General features: G+C 72.0%; 15 protein-coding genes. 5 read left to right on the forward strand and 10 right to left on the reverse strand.

Features of this window, described 5'->3' with window-relative positions; translation table 11 throughout:
• The first annotated feature begins 53 nt into the window (after positions 1-53).
• A complete protein-coding gene (locus OHU34_RS05340) occupies positions 54-1,289 on the forward strand; it encodes a glycosyltransferase (RefSeq protein WP_142268207.1) in 1,236 nt (411 codons plus the stop codon).
• Between the two features lie 9 nt (positions 1,290-1,298).
• Here the strand turns inward: OHU34_RS05340 and OHU34_RS05345 are convergent, their stop codons facing one another.
• Together OHU34_RS05345 and OHU34_RS05350 are read right to left on the reverse strand one after the other, a co-directional pair.
• Complete coding sequence (locus tag OHU34_RS05345; RefSeq protein WP_230193944.1) at positions 1,299-4,085, reverse strand: P-loop NTPase fold protein; 2,787 nt, start codon at positions 4,083-4,085, stop codon at positions 1,299-1,301.
• Between the two features lie 32 nt (positions 4,086-4,117).
• Positions 4,118-4,780, reverse strand: a complete 663-nt coding sequence (locus tag OHU34_RS05350; RefSeq protein WP_142267465.1) for a TetR/AcrR family transcriptional regulator — start codon at positions 4,778-4,780, stop codon at positions 4,118-4,120.
• Positions 4,781-4,960: 180 nt separating this feature from the next.
• Here OHU34_RS05350 and OHU34_RS05355 point away from each other — a divergent pair, with 180 nt between their 5' ends.
• Complete coding sequence (locus OHU34_RS05355) at positions 4,961-6,220, forward strand: YncE family protein (RefSeq protein ID WP_142267464.1); 1,260 nt, start codon at positions 4,961-4,963, stop codon at positions 6,218-6,220.
• Between the two features lie 76 nt (positions 6,221-6,296).
• Here the strand turns inward: OHU34_RS05355 and OHU34_RS05360 are convergent, their stop codons facing one another.
• Entirely contained in the window at positions 6,297-8,159 is a 1,863-nt protein-coding gene (locus tag OHU34_RS05360; RefSeq protein WP_200839881.1) for a cellulase family glycosylhydrolase, read from the reverse strand.
• Positions 8,160-8,362: 203 nt separating this feature from the next.
• Here OHU34_RS05360 and OHU34_RS05365 point away from each other — a divergent pair, with 203 nt between their 5' ends.
• Positions 8,363-9,463 carry an XdhC family protein gene (locus tag OHU34_RS05365; RefSeq protein ID WP_405765071.1) on the forward strand — a complete coding sequence of 367 codons (1,101 nt, stop codon included), beginning with the start codon at positions 8,363-8,365 and terminating at the stop codon, positions 9,461-9,463.
• Between the two features lie 204 nt (positions 9,464-9,667).
• Here the strand turns inward: OHU34_RS05365 and OHU34_RS05370 are convergent, their stop codons facing one another.
• Positions 9,668-10,171 carry a metallophosphoesterase gene (locus tag OHU34_RS05370; RefSeq protein WP_020129000.1) on the reverse strand — a complete coding sequence of 168 codons (504 nt, stop codon included), beginning with the start codon at positions 10,169-10,171 and terminating at the stop codon, positions 9,668-9,670.
• Positions 10,172-10,305: 134 nt separating this feature from the next.
• On the opposite strand from OHU34_RS05370, the gene OHU34_RS05375 reads away from it, so the two are divergent.
• Together OHU34_RS05375 and rfbC are read left to right on the forward strand one after the other, a co-directional pair.
• Positions 10,306-12,237 (forward strand): glycosyltransferase, encoded by a 1,932-nt coding sequence (locus OHU34_RS05375; protein WP_142267462.1) that lies wholly within the window; start codon positions 10,306-10,308, stop codon positions 12,235-12,237.
• A gap of 4 nt (positions 12,238-12,241) precedes the next feature.
• Entirely contained in the window at positions 12,242-12,841 is a 600-nt protein-coding gene (gene rfbC, locus OHU34_RS05380) for a dTDP-4-dehydrorhamnose 3,5-epimerase (RefSeq protein ID WP_142267461.1), read from the forward strand.
• Here rfbC and OHU34_RS05385 read toward each other — a convergent pair.
• The 6 genes from OHU34_RS05385 to OHU34_RS05410 form a co-directional block, all read right to left on the reverse strand.
• On the reverse strand, positions 12,831-13,634 hold the full coding sequence (locus OHU34_RS05385; RefSeq protein ID WP_405765075.1) for a class I SAM-dependent methyltransferase: 804 nt from the start codon (positions 13,632-13,634) through the stop codon (positions 12,831-12,833). The genes rfbC and OHU34_RS05385 overlap by 11 nt on opposite strands.
• Entirely contained in the window at positions 13,621-14,529 is a 909-nt protein-coding gene (rfbD, locus tag OHU34_RS05390; protein ID WP_405765078.1) for a dTDP-4-dehydrorhamnose reductase, read from the reverse strand. Before rfbD ends, OHU34_RS05385 begins: the two co-directional genes overlap by 14 nt.
• Complete coding sequence (gene rfbB / locus OHU34_RS05395) at positions 14,526-15,494, reverse strand: dTDP-glucose 4,6-dehydratase (RefSeq protein WP_142267458.1); 969 nt, start codon at positions 15,492-15,494, stop codon at positions 14,526-14,528. The genes rfbD and rfbB overlap by 4 nt, the downstream gene beginning before the upstream one ends.
• Positions 15,491-16,558, reverse strand: a complete 1,068-nt coding sequence (locus OHU34_RS05400; protein WP_230193947.1) for a glucose-1-phosphate thymidylyltransferase — start codon at positions 16,556-16,558, stop codon at positions 15,491-15,493. Before OHU34_RS05400 ends, rfbB begins: the two co-directional genes overlap by 4 nt.
• Positions 16,559-16,625: 67 nt before the next feature.
• Positions 16,626-16,808, reverse strand: coding sequence for a hypothetical protein (locus OHU34_RS05405; RefSeq protein WP_142267456.1), 183 nt, complete (start codon positions 16,806-16,808; stop codon positions 16,626-16,628).
• Between the two features lie 75 nt (positions 16,809-16,883).
• A complete protein-coding gene (locus tag OHU34_RS05410; protein WP_142267455.1) occupies positions 16,884-17,258 on the reverse strand; it encodes a DUF6479 family protein in 375 nt (124 codons plus the stop codon).
• Positions 17,259-17,266 lie beyond the last annotated feature (8 nt).

The following is a 17,266-nucleotide window of genomic DNA, read 5'->3' on the forward strand; positions in this document are numbered from 1 at the left end:
CACCCCGGACCGCGCCCCCCGCCCCCATACTGTCCGTCGTGCGAGTGGCGATCATGACAGCGGGCTCCCGGGGTGACGTGGCCCCCTTCACGGGACTGGGCCATGCTCTGGTGCGGGCGGGACACGAGGTCACCCTGGTCACCCACGCGCGGTTCGCGCCGTTGGTGGCCGGTTCGGGGGTGGGCTTCCACGCGCTGCCGGTGGATCCGCGGGCGGAGCTGGAGTCCGAGCGGGGCCGGGGGCTGCACCGCAGCACCACCGGTACGGGCAAGCTGCTGCGGGTGGCCCGGATGGCGCGGTCACTGGTGGGGCGGATGACCGACGACCTCCTGACCGCCGCGTACGCGAGCGACGTCCTGCTGCTGTCCGCCTCGGTGGCGCCACTGGGGCACACGATCGCCGCGGGACTGTCCCTGCCGAGCCTCGGCCTCTACCTCCAACCCGTCGCCCCCACCAGGGAGTTCGCGCCACCGATGCTGGGCGGCGGCTCATGGGGAGCGGTCGGCAACCGGCTCGCCGGGCACGGAGTCGGGGTGGCCGTCGAGCAGATCTTCGCGCCGGTTCTACCGGCGGTACGGGCCCGGCTGGGGCTGCCCGCCGTACGCCGTCCCGGCACCGGTCTGCGCGGCCGGGCCCGGCACGGCTGGCCGGTCCTGCACGGTTTCAGCCCGCTGGTGGTGCCCCGGCCCCGCGACTGGCGGGCGGAGCTGGACGTCACCGGGTACTGGTGGCCGTACGACCGGGAGACCCGACTCCCGCCCGCTCTGCGGGAGTTCCTCGACGCCGGGCCGCCGCCGGTCTTCGTCGGGCTGGGCAGCGCGACCGTGCCCGACCCGCGCCGGCTGAGCGCCGAGATCGTCCGGGCGCTGCGGCGAGCGGGGCTGCGCGGGGTGATCCAGCGCGGCTGGGCGGGCCTCGCGGCCGACGGCGACGACATGCTGACCGTCGACGACGTCCCGCACGCGCTGCTCTTCCCGGAGACGGCCGCGGTGGTCCACCACTGCGGGGCGGGGACGACGGCGGCGGGCGTACGGGCCGGGGTCCCCGCCGTACCGGTGCCGATCCAGTTCGACGAGACCTTCTGGGCCGACCGCCTGGTCGACCTCGGCGTGGCACCGCACGCGGTGCCCCTGCGCCGGCTGACGGCACAGACCCTGACCGCCGCGCTCCTGCGGGTCACCCGGGAGCCTGAATTCGCTCGGTGCGCAGGGGAGTTGGGCGTGCGGGTACGCGAGGAGGACGGAACGGCACGGGTGGTGGATGTGGTGGGCCGGCTGGGAGAGGGGTGACCGGCCGACTCAGTCGGCGTAGTGCGGGCAGGACCTGCGCGCGGTCTCGACGATCTCCGGCAGGTCGGGAGCAGGCACACGCGGCAGCCCCCACGCCGCCCTGGTGTCGTCGAGGAGCCGACGGGCGCTGTGCGGCGAGAGGGAGAGTTCCCCCCGCACGACCGCCAGCCGCTCGAGACTTCCGTCCGGTCTGTGCACGTGCGCCTGCGTACGGCGACGCTCGAACCCCGGTGCCGCGAACACGTCGAGGAGGGTGACGCAGAAGTAGGCGTAGGCGGCGGCCTCCTCCAGACGCTCCAGGGCGTCGGCGGGCAGGTCTGCCCGCAGTTCGCCACCGCCGGGACCGTCCGCCCACCGCGCGAACCGGCCGATGTGCCCTCGCATCCTGTCGAGTTCGCACAGGCAGTCGGCGTGCAGGAATTCCGCCAGCCGTCTGGTCGCCCCGAAGACCACATCCGTACTCCGGGTGGGGAGGGCGCCCTCCCTCACCCCGGCCCTGAAGGCGTCGACCGTCTCCCGCATCGCGCGGGTGACGAGCCAGGCGGCGATGTTCCGCAACTCGACCTCGCCCCTGCTCTCGCGCAGTGACACCATCTCGCGGGAGTACCGGATCAGGTCCCGCGGCACACCGCCGGACAGAGCGTGGGCGAGCGCCACGAACGGCTCAGAGACACCGGCGGCACGCTGGCCCAGTATCCGCTTCGACTCCTCCAACGAGCACGGCCGCACATGGACGACGTCGTCGAACGTGCTGTCCGCGACATCGCGTCCGGGCAGTCCCCGCCGGACGAAAGCCGCCCCCACGTCCTCCGACACCGAGATGAGGAAGTGCACGCCGGTGACGCCCAGGATGGCCTTGATCTCTCCGAGGAACTCCAGTGCCTTGGCGGTGGATCCGAGACGGTCGATCTCGTCGATGGTGACCACCAGGCGCCGTTCCTGCGGCCGGAGTTCCGCGGCCACCTCGGCCAGGGTGCGCCTCAGCTGCTGGACGAGCTCGGGCAGGGTGAGGGGGGACGCGGTGAACGAGGTGCCGTAGGTGGAACCCAGGCTGAGCAGCCCGCCTGCCGGGGCCCCGCTCGCGCCGTACGTCACGCTCTGGACCGTCTGGAGCCGGTAGAGGTGGTCCCGGCACCGTCTGGCCAGGGTCGGCTCCCGCTTTCCGCGCCTCCACCGGGACGCCCTGATCATGACGGCGCCCAGGAAGATCAGGGCCACTCGTTGCGACAGATCCCATCCGAAGGCCGCGTGCCTCGTCCGGTCGTCGACGAACACCACTCCCAACCCGAGGACGAAGACCAGGGCCGCGACCCGCGCGGTGGTCCCGCGCACGTATTCCCAGAAAGGCGTGACCACCAGCCAGACGGCGATGGCGGCGAGCACCCCCACGACCGCCATCGTGGGGTAGTAGACGGCCGGTTCGTCGTGGCGCCAGTCCTCGAACCAGGCGATCACCGGCCTCGGCGACCACACGGTCACCAGCCCCAGCACCATCAGCACCCGGCCGACCGGAGCGAGAAGGACCTGGCGCCCGACGCCGGTGAAGCCGCTGAACCGCCACTTCCTGACGTACTTCCAGACCAGAAGGCCGAGGACGACGGCAGACAGCGCCTGCCACGGCCGCCTGCCCTCCAGGACGGCCACCAGGCCATCCCGCAGCCGCTCCGCCGTGTCGTCGCCGGCTCGCACGACCGCTCCGAAGTGGTGCTCCACGAAGTCACGCGCGGCGGAGAAGACACCCACCAGGAACAGCCCGAGTGCCAGCAGGCCCACGAGGAGGCTTCGGGTGAGCGCCCGTACGGCCGCGCCGAGCCTGCGCAGCCCGGTGCGCAGCGGGCTGAGGCGGCGGAACTCGGGAAAGCCGTACCCGTGGTCCGTCAAGTAGGTCTCACACAGGACGACGAAGAGCGAGGTGAGGAACTCCAGAGGCGCGTAGGAGGCGGGTGCCTGCACGGAGACCTTCAGGTCGTGCGTGTCGCCGTACGTGGCGAGCAGGGTCGACTTCCCGGAGCCGCGTGGTCCGCACACGGCGATGGTCCCGTCGACCAGGGCGTCGAGCTTCTGACGGATCTCCGCCATGGCCTGGTTGTCGACCACATACCGTTGGTCACGGTGGTCTCTGATGCCCTCGTACTCCGTGGCGACGAGCAGACAGTCGGGATCCTCACCGAGGAGTTCCGAGACCACGTTCTGCACCACCGAGGGCATGACGTCCCGCGCGGCGACATGTGTGAGTTCGGCGGTCCGGTTCCGTACCGCCCGAACCCGCACGACCCTCGCCGTCAGCGCGAAGACGAAGACGAGGAACGCCCGTACCCGGCCGCGTGACTCCGGTCGCCACAGGGCCCCGCCGATGGCGGTCAGTGCGACGCCGAGCCCGGCGGGCCACCAGCCGCTCCCGGTCGCCCACAGAACGACCGGGGCCGTCGAGGACAGGGCGGCCACGGCCAACGGCACGTCCCAGGTCAGGCGGGGCAGCAGCGGCGCGATGCGGTCCTCGGCCTCGTCCAGCCTGTCGCGCGCGACCTCGTAGCGCAGCACGGCCTGCTGGTACAGAGGCGCCCGCCGCACCCGGGCGACGTTCTCCCGCAGACGCATCGCCCGTAGGACGTCCGTCCGGAACGCGCCGGGGCGCCGGTCCAGACGGATCGCCACCTGAGCACTCGAGACGGTCGAGGGTTCGTCGGCCGAGCCGGGAGCCTTCAGGCTCATCTCCAGAGCCCGTGCGTAGGCCGCCCGCTCCCCCTCGTCGTCCAGACCGGCCTCGAGCAGTTCCCGGTCCTCGTCATCCTGCAACTCGCCAAGCCCCCCGTCGTCCCCGATGCCGTTCAGGATGGCTGCCGCTCCCACCCCGGCGGCCGCAGGATTCCCAGCAGTTGGCGCACCAGTTCGTCGACCACCTCGTCCAGGGTCGCGTCCACCCACCCGGCGCTCCAGTCGTGGAGGAGGCCGTTGACACTGCCGATGAAGGCGGTCGCCGCGAGGCGGTAGTCGCGGGGGGCCGCCTCGCCACGGGCGGCGGCCGCCGAGGCCTCGGCGCAGATGAGGTCGACCCAGCGGGCGCGGCGGGCCAGTCGCTGTTCCTCCAGCCGGGTGCTGACCCCGACGATCTCCACGAAGGTGATCCGGATGCGGCGCGGGTCGGAGGTCACGTCGGCCGCGTAGGCGCGGAACAGCGCCGTGACCCGCTCCAGGAGCGGCAGGTCCTGGGCGGCGGCGAAGGCGGCGAGGACCGCCTCCTCGGCCCAGTCGTTCACCTGGAGGTGCAGCGCGGCCAGGACGTCCTCCAGGGTGCGGAACTCCTCGTAGAACTGGCGGGTCGACAGACCTGCCGTCTCGCTGAGTGACGCGACCGTGGTGCCGCGGTAGCCGGGAACGTCCCCGAACAGCTGCAACGCCGCCGCCAGAAATCTCCCGCGCCGCTCGGCCTGCCGCTGCTCTGCGGTCTTGCCGCCGTAACGGCCGGTCGGCGCCCTGAGCCTGCCCGCCACTGACCCTCCCTCGTCGCTCCGTGCTCCCCCGCCGCCAATTTTGTCGTGTACGGAGTCTTGTGGCGAAGGCCCCCCCTTCCTTACTTTCCAGTAAGTAAAGTCTGAATGCCTCCGTGTTCAGATTGGGCGGCCCTGTTCCGCCCTGCCCCCACACCTGCGCCCCCAGAGGAGAGAGCAGCCATGCCTGCCTTCAGATCCAGGCACCTTTGCTCCGTAGCCGCCGCCCTCGTGCTGACCGTCACCGCCCCTGCCACCGCCGCCACCGCCGTCTCCGACGCCCCGACCGCCGCCGCGCTGCGCGAGGTGCTCTTCGTCGGCAACAACTGGGAGGGCACCGCGGACGTCATCAAGTCCAGTGGTGACTTCGCCAAGGTCGGCCGGATCAACGTGATCCCCGACAAGAGCGCCCGGATGGCGGAGATCAACGCCGACCCGATCAAGTGGATCTACTTCCAGGCCATCCGCAACGGTGTCGGCGAGGGCCACGACCAGTTCGTCGACGACATGTACACCACGCCGGACGGCGCCTCGGTGGTCGTCTCCCGGCCCAGCTTCGCCGACGTCGTCTCCATCGACCTGGCCACCGGGAACATCAACTGGCGCTTCCCGGTGTCCGGTTACCGCTCCGACCACATGGCCGTCTCGCCCGACGGCACCCGGGTCGCGGTCTCCGCGTCGATCTCGAACACCGTGCACGTCCTGGACATCGGCACCGGCAGGCAGCTGGGCTCGTTCAAGACCGGCGACAAGCCGCACGAGAACATCTTCACCAAGGACGGCAAGTACATCTACAACATGTCGATCGGCGACGTGAACACCTCGCAGGACGCCCCGTGGCAGGACTTCACCAAGGGCGACCGGCGCATCACCGTCGTCGACGCGACCACGTACCAGCAGGTCAGGGTCATCGACATGCGGCAGCGACTGGACGCGATCGGCCTCAAGGACTACTCGGACGCGGTGCGTCCGGCGGTCTTCTCACCGGACGAGTCCAAGCTGTACTTCCAGGTCTCGTTCTTCAACGGCTTCTTCGAGTACGACCTCGCCACGGACCGCATCACCCGGACGAAGACCCTGCCGAAGAACCCGGCGACCAGCGACGACCGCACCACCTTCGTCAACGACTCGCGCCACCACGGCATCTCGATGAGCCCCGACGGCAGCAAGCTGTGCGTGGCGGGCACGATGGACGACTACGCGACGGTCGTCGACCGCGCGACCCTCCAGGAGGGCCCCCTGGTCACCGCCTCCAAGCCCTACTGGGCCACGGTCAGCGGCGACGGCAGGAGCTGTGTCATCTCCGAGAGCGGCGCCGACCAGGTCACGGCGATCGACTTCGCCACCGGGCAGAAGGTCGTGTCGGTGCCGGTGGGCGACCATCCGCAGCGGGTCCGGATCGGCCATGTCGCGGCGAACTGGAGCGGAACAAACGCCGGCTGACGGCTTCTCAGACAGCAGGGGTGGGTGGCGGTGACCGCCACCCACCCCTGCTGTCGTGCTGTCGTGCCCGGTGGGGCTATCCCACCTTCTGGGTCACCCACGCCGACAGCTCCGTACGGGCGGCGGCCAGCAGGCTCGCGGAAGGTGCGGTCGCCCCGTTGGCGACCAGGGCGTAGTGCACGGTGCCCGAGTCCGGGGCGCTGAGCAGCAGGCGCCGGCTGCCCGTGCCGCCCGGTTCGGCGGCCGCGGCGATCTTCGTGGTCGTCGTGTACGCGGGCGGGGCGTACACCGTGCCGAGGTCGGACACGACGGTCGTCGTGGCGGTCGGGAAGGAGGCCGGCAGGTGCAGTTCGGTGGGTGCCGTGCCGCCGTTCGAACGCCACACCAGCAGCCCGTACTGGCCGGAGCCGACGAGCTGTTTCGTGTTGGGCAGGGAGCTGGGGACCGGATTCCAGGTGAGGGTGGTGGAGCCGTCGCGGGAGCGGTCCTCGTAGGTGAAGGCGACCGTGGTGCCGGAGGTGGCGCTCGGGTAGATCCGGTCGAGCAGCCGGGCGTCCTGACGGAGGGTCGCCGTGCCGCTGTCGTCCAGGCGTACGGCCGACATGTCCTCGTCGTTCCAGGCGTCACCGGTCGTGAGCACCTTGTCGGCGTTGCCGTTCATCAGCTCGTGGTGACGGCCGCTGTAGATGTCCCACTGCCACTGCGAACCGGACAGGACAGGACCCGAGGTCGCCGGGGTGGTCCACCAACCGGCGCCCTTCACCCGGGAGTCGAGTGCCTGGTACATCGCCTTCACGACGGTCGGCGCCTTGCCGGCGGTCGTGCCGTTCAGAGGGTGGCCGAACTCGCTGACGATCGCCGTCGTCCCGGCCGCCGACGCCCGGTCGCGGACCGTGCCGAAGTCGGTCACGTACTGGCCGTCCTCCGCGTTGCCCCACATCAGGACCCCGGAGATGGCCTTCTGGTCGTAGAAGTGGGTGTTGAAGACATAGCGGGAGCCGAGCGTGCCCGCGTCGAGGAGACCGCCCTCCTCCTTGCTGACGTTGCCGTTCCAGAAGAGGTTCGGTTCGACGAAGGCCGGCTTGTCGGTCCAGCCGGCCGCGTCCATCCGGGCCCGGAACTTCACGTAGAAGGGCCACAGCAGGTCGCGTTCCCAGGTGCGGCTGTTCTGGCCGGAGTCGTAGGTGCCGGCGTAGGGCTCGTTGTAGGGGTCGAAGCCCAGGACGCCGTTGAACTGCTCGGTGGTGAGGTTCGCCTTGACGTACGCCATGGTCTTCTGGGCGGTGGCCAGGAAGAAGTCCTGGAGACCGTGATTGTTGTGCCAGAAGTCGTACTGGGCGGCCTTCACCGCGCCGTTCTGGGTGATGTTCTGGCCCCAGAGGAAGCAGATGCCGCAGGACTCGGCGGGGTAGCCGCCGAGTGCGACCGCCCACGCGGGGGCGCCGTCTCCGGTGTACCAGCTGCCCGAGTTGAACAGGTAGCGGGAGTAGAGGTCCTGGTGGAAGTCGGGGTAGACCCGGATGCCCGCGTCCAGGAAGGCACCCATCTGTGCGGTGGCGGCGGCCAGGTAGGTGGTGTCGACCTGACCGCGCACCGGTTCGGCGTAGGCCCAGGAGAGCAGGAAGCGGACGGAGTTGCCGCCGCCGAGGGCGCGCAGGGCCGCGGCGGACTTCCTGGCGTCGGCGACGGAGGCGAAGGGCAGGCCCTTGTTCTCCGCGAGCTTGGTCTCGCCGGAGACGTTGTATCCGCGCAGTACGACCTCGCGGCCGTTCGCGTCGAGGAAGCGGCCGCCCGACACGGTGAGCGCCGTGCCGTCGAAGGAGAGGGAGTCGGGGAGCGTGGCCGCGCCGGCGGTCGGGGAGCCCGCCACCGTCAGGAAGCCACAGAGTCCGCAGAGGACCACCAGAACAGCGAGCAGACGTGCCCGGATATTCGGCATGTCCACTACAGTCCGGTGATTTCCGGACACCGTCAATACCTTCTGACCCGCGAGTAAGTTCATTCCCTGTCAACCCAGTTGGCAACCCGGCTCCGTCGGTTCACCAGGTGTCCCGCGCGGTGCGGACCGGCGGGCGGCACAGCGGCGGATTACCGTTCAGGGAAACGGCCGATTCGGCCGTCGCGGCCGGAAGGAAACCGATCGTGCGCGAGATTCTCCCGGTGCTGAACGGGTGGTACGCGGCCGGTGCGCCGTTCGGGCTCGCCACCGTGGTCGCCGTCAGCCGCAGCACGCCGCGCGATCCGGGCGCGGCGATGGCGGTGGGGCCGGACGACGAGGTCGTGGGCAGCGTGTCCGGGGGCTGCGTGGAGGGCGCGGTGTTCGAGCTGGCCCGGGAGGTAGTGGCCGACGGGGCGGCCCGTCTCGAGACCTTCGACTACAGCGACGAGGACGCCTTCGCCGTGGGGCTGACCTGCGGCGGCGAGATCACGCTGCTCGTCCGCCCCGTCACGCCCGGCCTCGACCCGTCGTTCGGCGCCGTCGCGGAGTCGGTCGCCGCGGGCGAGCCGGTGACGGTGGCCACGGTGACCGACGGCCCCGCACCACGCGGGGCCACCCTCGCCGTCTGGCCGGACCGGACCTGCGGCACGCTGGGCACGGAAGGGCTGGACGCCGCCGTCACGGCCGACGCGCGCGGCGAGCTCTCCCTCGGCCTCACCGGCGTCCGGCACTACGGGCCGCGCGGCCAGCGGCGGGAGGACGCCGTCCCGGTGTTCCTGCACTCCTTCGCGCCGCCGCCGCGCATGCTGGTGTTCGGCGCGATCGACTACGCGGCCGCCGTGGCCCGGATCGGCGACTTCCTCGGCTACCGGGTCACGGTGTGCGACGCCCGGCCGGTCTTCGCCACCCCGAAGCGTTTCCCTCCGGGCGTCGAGGTGGTCGTGGAGTGGCCGCACCGGTATCTGCGCGACACGGACACCGACGGCCGCACGGCCGTCTGCGTGCTGACCCACGACCCGAAGTTCGACGTGCCGCTGCTGGAGGTGGCGCTGCGCCGGCCGGCCGCGTACATCGGGGCGATGGGCAGCCGCCGCACCCACGACGAACGCCGGGCGCGACTCGTCGAGGCCGGCCTCACGGACACCGAGCTGGCCCGGCTGCGCTCACCGGTCGGGCTGGATCTGGGGGCCCGTACACCCGAGGAGGTGGCGGTGTCGGTGGCCGCCGAGATCGTCGCGCTGCGCTGGGGCGGCAGCGGGGCTCCGCTGACCGCGACGGCCGGGGCGATCCACCGCGCGAGGTGACGTGAGGTGAGCCGGCCGCCCTTCGCTCCGGTTTTCCACGAGGAGGTGTGAAGCGCGCGCGGACGGGGTACGCGCCCATAACGGACAGGCATGCATGTCCTCTGTCCTTCGTCTCGCGAAGGAAGGAGGCCCGTTGAATCAACGCACACTCGCAAGTTCCGGGCCGCCCCCGACCCTCTCGGCCGGGCGCGGCCCGGTTCTGTGTCATCGGCGCGGTGGCAGCCGGTGCAGGACGAGGTCCGTGAGCCGTCCGTCGGCCGCGGTGGCGGTCAGGTAGGTGCAGTGCGGCTGACGCCGCCGGTCGGTAGGGGAACCCGGGTTGAGCAGCCGCGGCCCGCCGGGGGCGGTGGTGTCCCACGGGATGTGGCTGTGGCCGAAGACCAGCACGTCCAGGTCGGGGAAGCGGGCGGCGCAGCGGGCCTCGCGGCCCTGGGCGGGACCCGTCTCGTGGACGACCCCGAAGCGCAGTCCGCCCAGTTCGGCGAAGGCGACCTCGGGCAGCCGGGCGCGCAGCTCGGGCCCGTCGTTGTTGCCGTACACGCCGACGACCCGGCGGCTGCGGCGCTCCAGCAGGTCGAGGGTGTCCGTGTCGACCCAGTCCCCGGCGTGGATCACCACGTCCGCGTGCGGCAGCTCGTCGAGCAGCGGGGCGGGCAGCGCCCTGGCGCGCTTGGGGAGGTGGGTGTCGGACATCATCAGCAGGCGCACGGCGCCAGACTACAAAATCCCCGACTCGGACCAATCCGGACAGGTGGGGCGTCGGCGCCGGGGTTAGCATCGGGCCACGCGCACCCTCCGTCCCGCGCACGGCAGAGCGATCCAGCAAGGGGGCCAGGAGCCCGATGCCGGTCAAGGTCAGCGTCATCGTCCCCGTCTACAACCCCGGTCCCTACATCGAGGACTGTCTCGCCTCGCTGCTGAGGCAGTCGCTCCCGCCGGACGAGTACGAGGTGATCTTCGTCGACGACGGCTCCACCGACGCCACCCCCGCGCTCCTCGACGCGGCCGCCGCCGAGGACTCCCGGATCCGGGTCGTCCACCAGGAGAACTCCGGCTGGGCGGGCAAGCCCCGCAACGTCGGCATCGACGTCTCCCGGGGCGAGTACGTGATGTTCGTCGACAACGACGACCACCTCGGCGACGAGGCCCTGGAGCGGATGTACGCCTACGGGGTGGCGAACGACGCCGACGTCGTCGTCGGCAAGATGGCCGGCAAGGGACGCGGGGTGCCGGTGGAGCTGTTCCGCGTCAACCGCCCGCACGCCACCGTCGACAACGCGCCGCTGATCGACAGCCTCACCCCGCACAAGATGCTCCGCCGTGACTTCCTGGACCGCACCGGCCTGCGCTTTCCCGAGGGGCGGCGGCGCCTGGAGGACCATGTCTTCGTCACCGAGGCCTATCTGCGCGCGGACAACGTCTCGGTGCTGAGCGACTACGTCTGCTACTACCACGTCCGACGCGACGACGCCGCGAACGCGGGCTTCCAGCGGTTCGACCCGGTGGGGTACTTCAAGAACCTCCGGGAGGCCCTCGATGTCGTCGAGCGGTACACCGAGCCGGGTCCGCTGCGCGACAAGCTGTTCCGGCGGTGGCTGCGCGTGGAGATGGTCGAGCGGCTGCGCGGCAAGCGCTTCCTCGGCCTGCCCGAGGACTACCGCAGGGAGCTGTTCGAGGAGATCCACTCCGTCGTCGTCGAGCGGTTCGGGCCGGGGGTGGCGGCACCGCTCCAGCCCACCCAGCGGGTCGTCGCCGCGCTGGCCGCCGACGGACGCTACGACGACGTCGTCGCCTTCGCGGAGTGGGAGGCGGGCGTCGGGCTCGCCGTCGACCCGGAGGACGTCACCTGGCAGGGCGGCGTGCTGCGGATCGCCTTCGCCGCCGAGCTGACGCACGACGGCGGGCCGATGACCTTCCCGTCCGCCGGGGGCTCCCCGCAGTGGCCGCCACGGGACGTGGCCGGGGCGGTCCGGTGGCTGGGCACGGACACCGTGGGCCGGTTCGACCGGGCCACGCCCGACCTGCTGCTGCGCGAGCGGGCCAGCTCGGCGCAGTACTTCCAGCCGGTGGACGTGGTCCGGGAGACGGTCCCGGCCGGCGACGGCAGCCAGGTGCGGCTCGTCCTGCGGGCGACCGCCACCATCGATCCCGCCACCGCGCTCAGCGGCGGGCCGGCGGGCGAGGGGTTGTGGGACGTGTTCGTGCGCGTCGGCCTGGGCGGCTGGACGAAGGAGCTGCGGCTGGGCCCGGCGCCCCGCCACGGCCGTCCCGTCCCGCCCGCCGGGGTGGTCGCGGGGCGCGTGGTGCTGCCGTACTGGACCGACCGGTACGCGAGCCTGGCGCTGGACGTCGGGCACGCGGGCAGGCGGCTGGGCCTGGGCCGCGTGGCGGCCGAGGACGTCGCCGTCGCGGACGACCGCCTCCACGTGGTCCTGCCGCTGCACGTGCCCGAGGCCGCCGATGTGCTGCTGCGGCTGACGGGAGCGAAGTCCGGCGGCTCGCGCGAGGTCTTCGGGACGCTCTCGCCGGGCGGCCGCCTCTCGGCCGTCCTGCCGGTCGGTGATCTGCTGGGCAGGACCTGGCTGACGACGGTCTGCCTCACCCCGGACGCGGAGGGGGCGCGCTTCCACCCGCTGCCCTTCGCCCTGCACGTCGCGTCGGACGGCGTCCTCGTGGTGCCGGCGCCCCAGCCCGCGGGTGTGCGACGGCTGGCCCGCAGGGTGCGACGGGCGCTGTACCGGGCACTCCAGAGCATCACTCCCCGGAGGAAGTGACGACATGCGGCCACTGGACATCGAGGGCGCCTGGGTGCTGGAGCCCAAGGTCTTCCCGGACGGGCGGGGCAGCTTCCACGAGTGGTACCGGACGCCGGAGTTCCGGGAGGCCACCGGGTACGACCTGGGGATCGCCCAGGCCAACTGCTCCGTCTCCCGCCGGGGTGTGCTGCGCGGGGTGCATTTCTCGGACGTGCCGCCGGGGCAGGCCAAGTACGTCACCTGTGTCCGCGGGGCGGTGCTCGACGTGGTGGTCGACCTGCGGGTGGGCTCCCCCCGGTTCGGACGGTGGGAGGCGGTCCGGCTGGACGACGACACCCGGCACGCGGTGTTCCTCGCCGAGGGCCTCGGCCATGCCTTCCTGGCCCTCACCGACGAGGCCACCGTGGTCTACCTCTGCTCGACCGGATACGCGCCCGAGCACGAGCACGGGGTGCACCCGCTCGACCCGGCCCTGGGCATCGACTGGCCGCGGGGCGTGGAGCCGGTGCTGTCGCCGAAGGACGCGCAGGCGCCGTCGCTGGCCCGGGCGGCGGCGTCGGGGCTGTTGCCGTCGTACGCCTCCTGCCGGGACCGTTACCGGGAACTGAGGGTCAGCGGCTGACGGTCACCCGCTCCAGCGCTCCGCGCAGCGGTTCCCAGCCCCGGGAGCGGTCGAGACCACGGTTGCGGGCCCGTACGAGGGGCTTCCAGAAACCCGCCCGCAGCAGGGACTCGGGCCGCACCGCACGCACCCGTTCCAGGACCGCCTCGGGGACCTTCTGCGGGTCGGGGACGTCGAACTCGGCGATGATCTCGTGGTACTTCTCGCGCAGCACCGGGTTGCGGGGGTCGGCGCCGAAGACGACGAGCTGTCCGGTCGGCTGGGTGTCGACGGGGACGGCCACCAGGTCGGGGCGGTAGCGGGACAGGATCTCGATGAGCTTGTAGACGTCACCGGTCCAGGCGGTGGTGTGCCGGTCGCGGGCGGCCTCGTCGACACCACGGGGCAGCATGTCGTCGAGGACGATCACGCTCGACCAGTCGGAGTGCCGCTCGACGTTGATGAAGTCCCGCAGCGCGTACTCGAACAGGTGCATGCCGTCGATGAAGGACAGGTCGAGGGTGGTGCGGCGCCAGTGACCGGCAGGGTGGCGGCCCCGGGCGAGGTTGCGCAGCGGGTGGCGGCCGCCCTTGAGGTGGGCGAGGGGGTTGCGGCGCGCGAAGAAGTCGTCGCTGGTGGCCTTCACCAGGTGGACGTCGCAGCGGATCTCCGAGGTCACCTTGAAGGCGGGGTCCACCGCGATGCTGGGCACCCGGGACAGCCGCAGGCTGCGGCCGTCGTTGACGCCGATCTCCAGGTAGTTGCGGTTGGCGGTGGCCTTGTGCAGTTCCCGCAGGAACTCATGGCGTTTCACGAAGGGACTCCTTGAGGGACACCGTGTCGAAGGACGCCTTGCGGATGACGGGAAGTGCCTGCGCCAGGGCGGTGCGCCAGTCCCGTGGCGGCGACAGACCCACCTCCCGCCACCGGCCGTGCGCGAGGACGCTGTAGGCCGGCCGGGGCGCGGGCCGGGGAAAGGCGTCGCCGGTGGTGGGGCGCACCCGGTCCGGGTCGGCGCCGAGCGCGCGGAACACCTCGCGGGCCAGGTCGTACCAGGTGGCCTCGCCGGCCGCGGTGGCGTGGAAGACGCCCGTCGCGCCGCGGCCGGCCTTCGGCCCCAGATCGGCGATACGGGCGGCGACGTCCGCGCTCCAGGTGGGCTGGCCGCGCTGGTCGTCGACGACGTCGACGGTGTCGCGGCGGGCCTCCAGTTCCAGCATGGTGCGGACGAAACTGCGGCCGTGGACGCCGTAGAGCCAGGCGGTGCGCACGATCACGCCGGCGTCGGGGAGAACGGCGCGGACGGCCCGCTCGCCGGCCAGCTTCGTGCGGCCGTAGGCGGTGCGGGGGGACGGGGGACCGTCCTCGCGGTAGGGGGCGCGGGCCGCGCCGTCGAATACGTAGTCGGTGGAGACATGGACCAGCCGGGCGCCGTGCGCGGCGCAGGCGGCGGCCAGCAGCCGGGGCCCCTCGCCGTTGACCAGCAGCGCGCGGGCCTCGTCGGTCTCGGCGTCGTCGACGGCCGTGTAGGCCGCGCAGTTGACCACCAGGTCGGGCCGGTGCGCGGCGAACGCCCGGGCCACGGAACGGGGCCGGGTGATGTCCAGGCCGGTGCGGTCGAGGCCGGTCACGTCCTCGCCGCGCCGGGCCAGTTCCTCCACCGTGTCCCGGCCGAGCATTCCGCCCGCGCCGGTGACCAGCCACCTCATGGCAGCCGCGCGGTGCGTTTGAGGGGTTCCCACCAGTCGCGGTGGTCCCGGTACCAGGCGACGGTCTCGGCGAGACCGGTGGCGAAGTCGTGGCGGGGCCGGTAGCCGAGCTCGGTGCGGGCCTTCGTCCAGTCGACGCAGTAGCGCAGGTCGTGGCCCTTGCGGTCCTCGACGTGCCGGACCCGGTCCCAGTCGGCCCCGCAGGCGTCGAGGAGCAGACCGGTGAGCTCGCGGTTGCTCAGCTGGGTGCCGCCGCCGATGTTGTGGACCTCGCCGGGGCGGCCCACGGTACGGACGAGGTCGACGGCCTCGCAGTGGTCCTCGACGTGCAGCCAGTCGCGGACGTTGCGTCCGTCGCCGTAGAGGGGGACCTGCTCACCGTCCAGGAGGTTCGTGACGAAGAGCGGGATCAGCTTCTCGGGGAACTGGTACGGGCCGTAGTTGTTGGAGCAGCGGGTGACGCGGACGTCGAGGCCGTGGGTGCGGTGGTAGGAGAGGGCGATCAGGTCGGAGGAGGCCTTCGAGGCGGCGTACGGGGAGTTGGGGCGCACCGGGTGGTCCTCGGTCCAGGCGCCGGTCTCGATGGAGCCGTACACCTCGTCGGTGGAGACGTGCACGAAGGGACCGACGCCGTGCCGCAGGGCCGCGTCCAGCAGCGTCTGGGTGCCGAGGACGTTGGTGCGGACGAAGGCGCCCGCGCCGTCGATGGACCGGTCGACGTGGGACTCGGCGGCGAAGTGGACGACCTGGTCGGCGGCGGCCGTCAGCTTGTCGACGAGGTCGGCGTCGCAGATGTCGCCGTGCTCGAACTCCAGCCGGGGATGCCCGGCCGGCAGGTTGGTGCGGCTGCCGGCGTAGGTGAGCTTGTCCAGGACCGTGACGCGCACATCGGGGTCGCGGGCCAGCAGGCCGCGCACGTACGTGGAGCCGATGAATCCGGCGGCCCCGGTGACGAGGAGGTTCATGTGTGGATCTGTACCTTGCTGTGGTCGCCGAGAACCAGCCGGTGGGCGCTGGACACACCGGCCGCCGGGGTGACCTCGACATGCCGGCCGATCAGGGAGTTCTCGATGCGGCCCACCCCGTCGATGGAGGAGTCGCGCAGCACGATGGAGAACTCCAGCTCGCTGTCGGTGATCCGGCAGTTCTCGCCGACGGAGGTGAAGGGGCCGATGTAGGAGTCGCGGACCTCGCTGCCCGCGCCGAGGACGACGGGCCCGACCACGCGTGAGTTCACCACCCGGGCGCCGGTCTCCACGACGACCCGGCCGACCGTCTCGGAGGCCTCGTCGACGTCGCCGTCGATCCGGCGCTCGACGCCCTCCAGCACGGTCCGGTTGACCTCCAGCATGTCGACGACGTTCCCGGTGTCCTTCCAGTAACCCTTGATGATCGTGGACCGCACCCGGGCGCCGGTGTCGATGAGCCGCTGGACGGCGTCGGTGATCTCCAGCTCGCCGCGCCGGGACGGACCGATGGCGCGTACGGCGTCGTGGATCGCGGGGGTGAAGAGGTAGACGCCGACCAGGGCGAGGTCGCTCTTGGGGTGCGCGGGCTTCTCCTCCAGGCCGACGACCTGTCCCGCGGGGTCGAGTTCGGCGACGCCGAAGGCGCGGGGGTCGGGGACCCGGGTGAGCAGGATCTGGGCGTCGGGCCGGGTCCTGCGGAACTCGTCGACGAGGTCGGTGATGCCGCCGACGATGAAGTTGTCGCCGAGGTACATCACGAAGTCGTCATCGCCGAGGAAGTCACGGCCGACGATCACCGCGTGGGCGAGGCCGAGGGGCCTGTCCTGCGGGATGTAGGTGATGTCGAGGCCGAACCGGGAGCCGTCGCCGACGGCCTCCCGGATCTCCTGCGCGGTGTCACCGACGATCACGCCGACCTCGGTGACACCCGCGGCGGCGATGGACTCCAGGCCGTAGAACAGCACGGCCTTGTTGGCGACCGGTACGAGCTGCTTGGCGGAGGTGTGGGTGATCGGTCGAAGGCGTGTCCCGGCGCCGCCGGACAGCACGAGAGCCTTCATCAGCCTCACTCCAGCCCCGGCCGCCCGGCGGCAACCGATTCATTCGCTCACGCCGACCGTCTGCCGGTCAGTCCTCACCCCTGACAATGTTCCATTCCGGGCCGGACTGCATCCCGGCGACCGCCCCGGGGACGGCCACGGCCGCCAGACAGGTGCGCGGCGCGGCGGCCGCGCGGCGCAGCCGACGGGCCCTGGCCCAGCCGGTCTCGGCCCGGCGGGTCGCCGGCTTCTCCTGAACGTACGCGGTCACGACGGTTCATCACCCTTCTCGGCCCCCGGGCTCTCGCCCGGGGGCCCTTCTCGATCATGAGGCTCTCGCCCCGGGTCAGGGGGCACCCTGGCCGCCGCTGCCGAACGAGCCGCCGGAACCGCCGTCCCAGCGGGGGCGGCGCTGGTCGGCGCTGTCCCGGCTGCCGGTGGGCCGCAGCTCGTGCGGGGTGAGGCGTTCGCTCTCGTCCGTCGCCCGCGGCATCTCGTTGGGCTCGCGGGCCCGGCGCGTCTCGTGGGCCGGGCCGGAGCCGGGCCTACGGGGCTGTTCGTGCGGCTTGGGAGGCGCGGGCTCGCGGGCCCGGACCTTGATACCGAGCCGGAAGGCCCAGATCAGACCGCCGACGAGCACGATCCCGACGACGATGAAGACGACGGTGGCCAGCACGGACTTTCCGGATGCCGCAAGGACGGCGGAGGCGAAGGTGTCCATGGGCGGCG

It is taken from the genome of Streptomyces sp. NBC_00080, from assembly GCF_045041255.1.
Classification (GTDB): domain Bacteria; phylum Actinomycetota; class Actinomycetes; order Streptomycetales; family Streptomycetaceae; genus Streptomyces; species Streptomyces coriariae.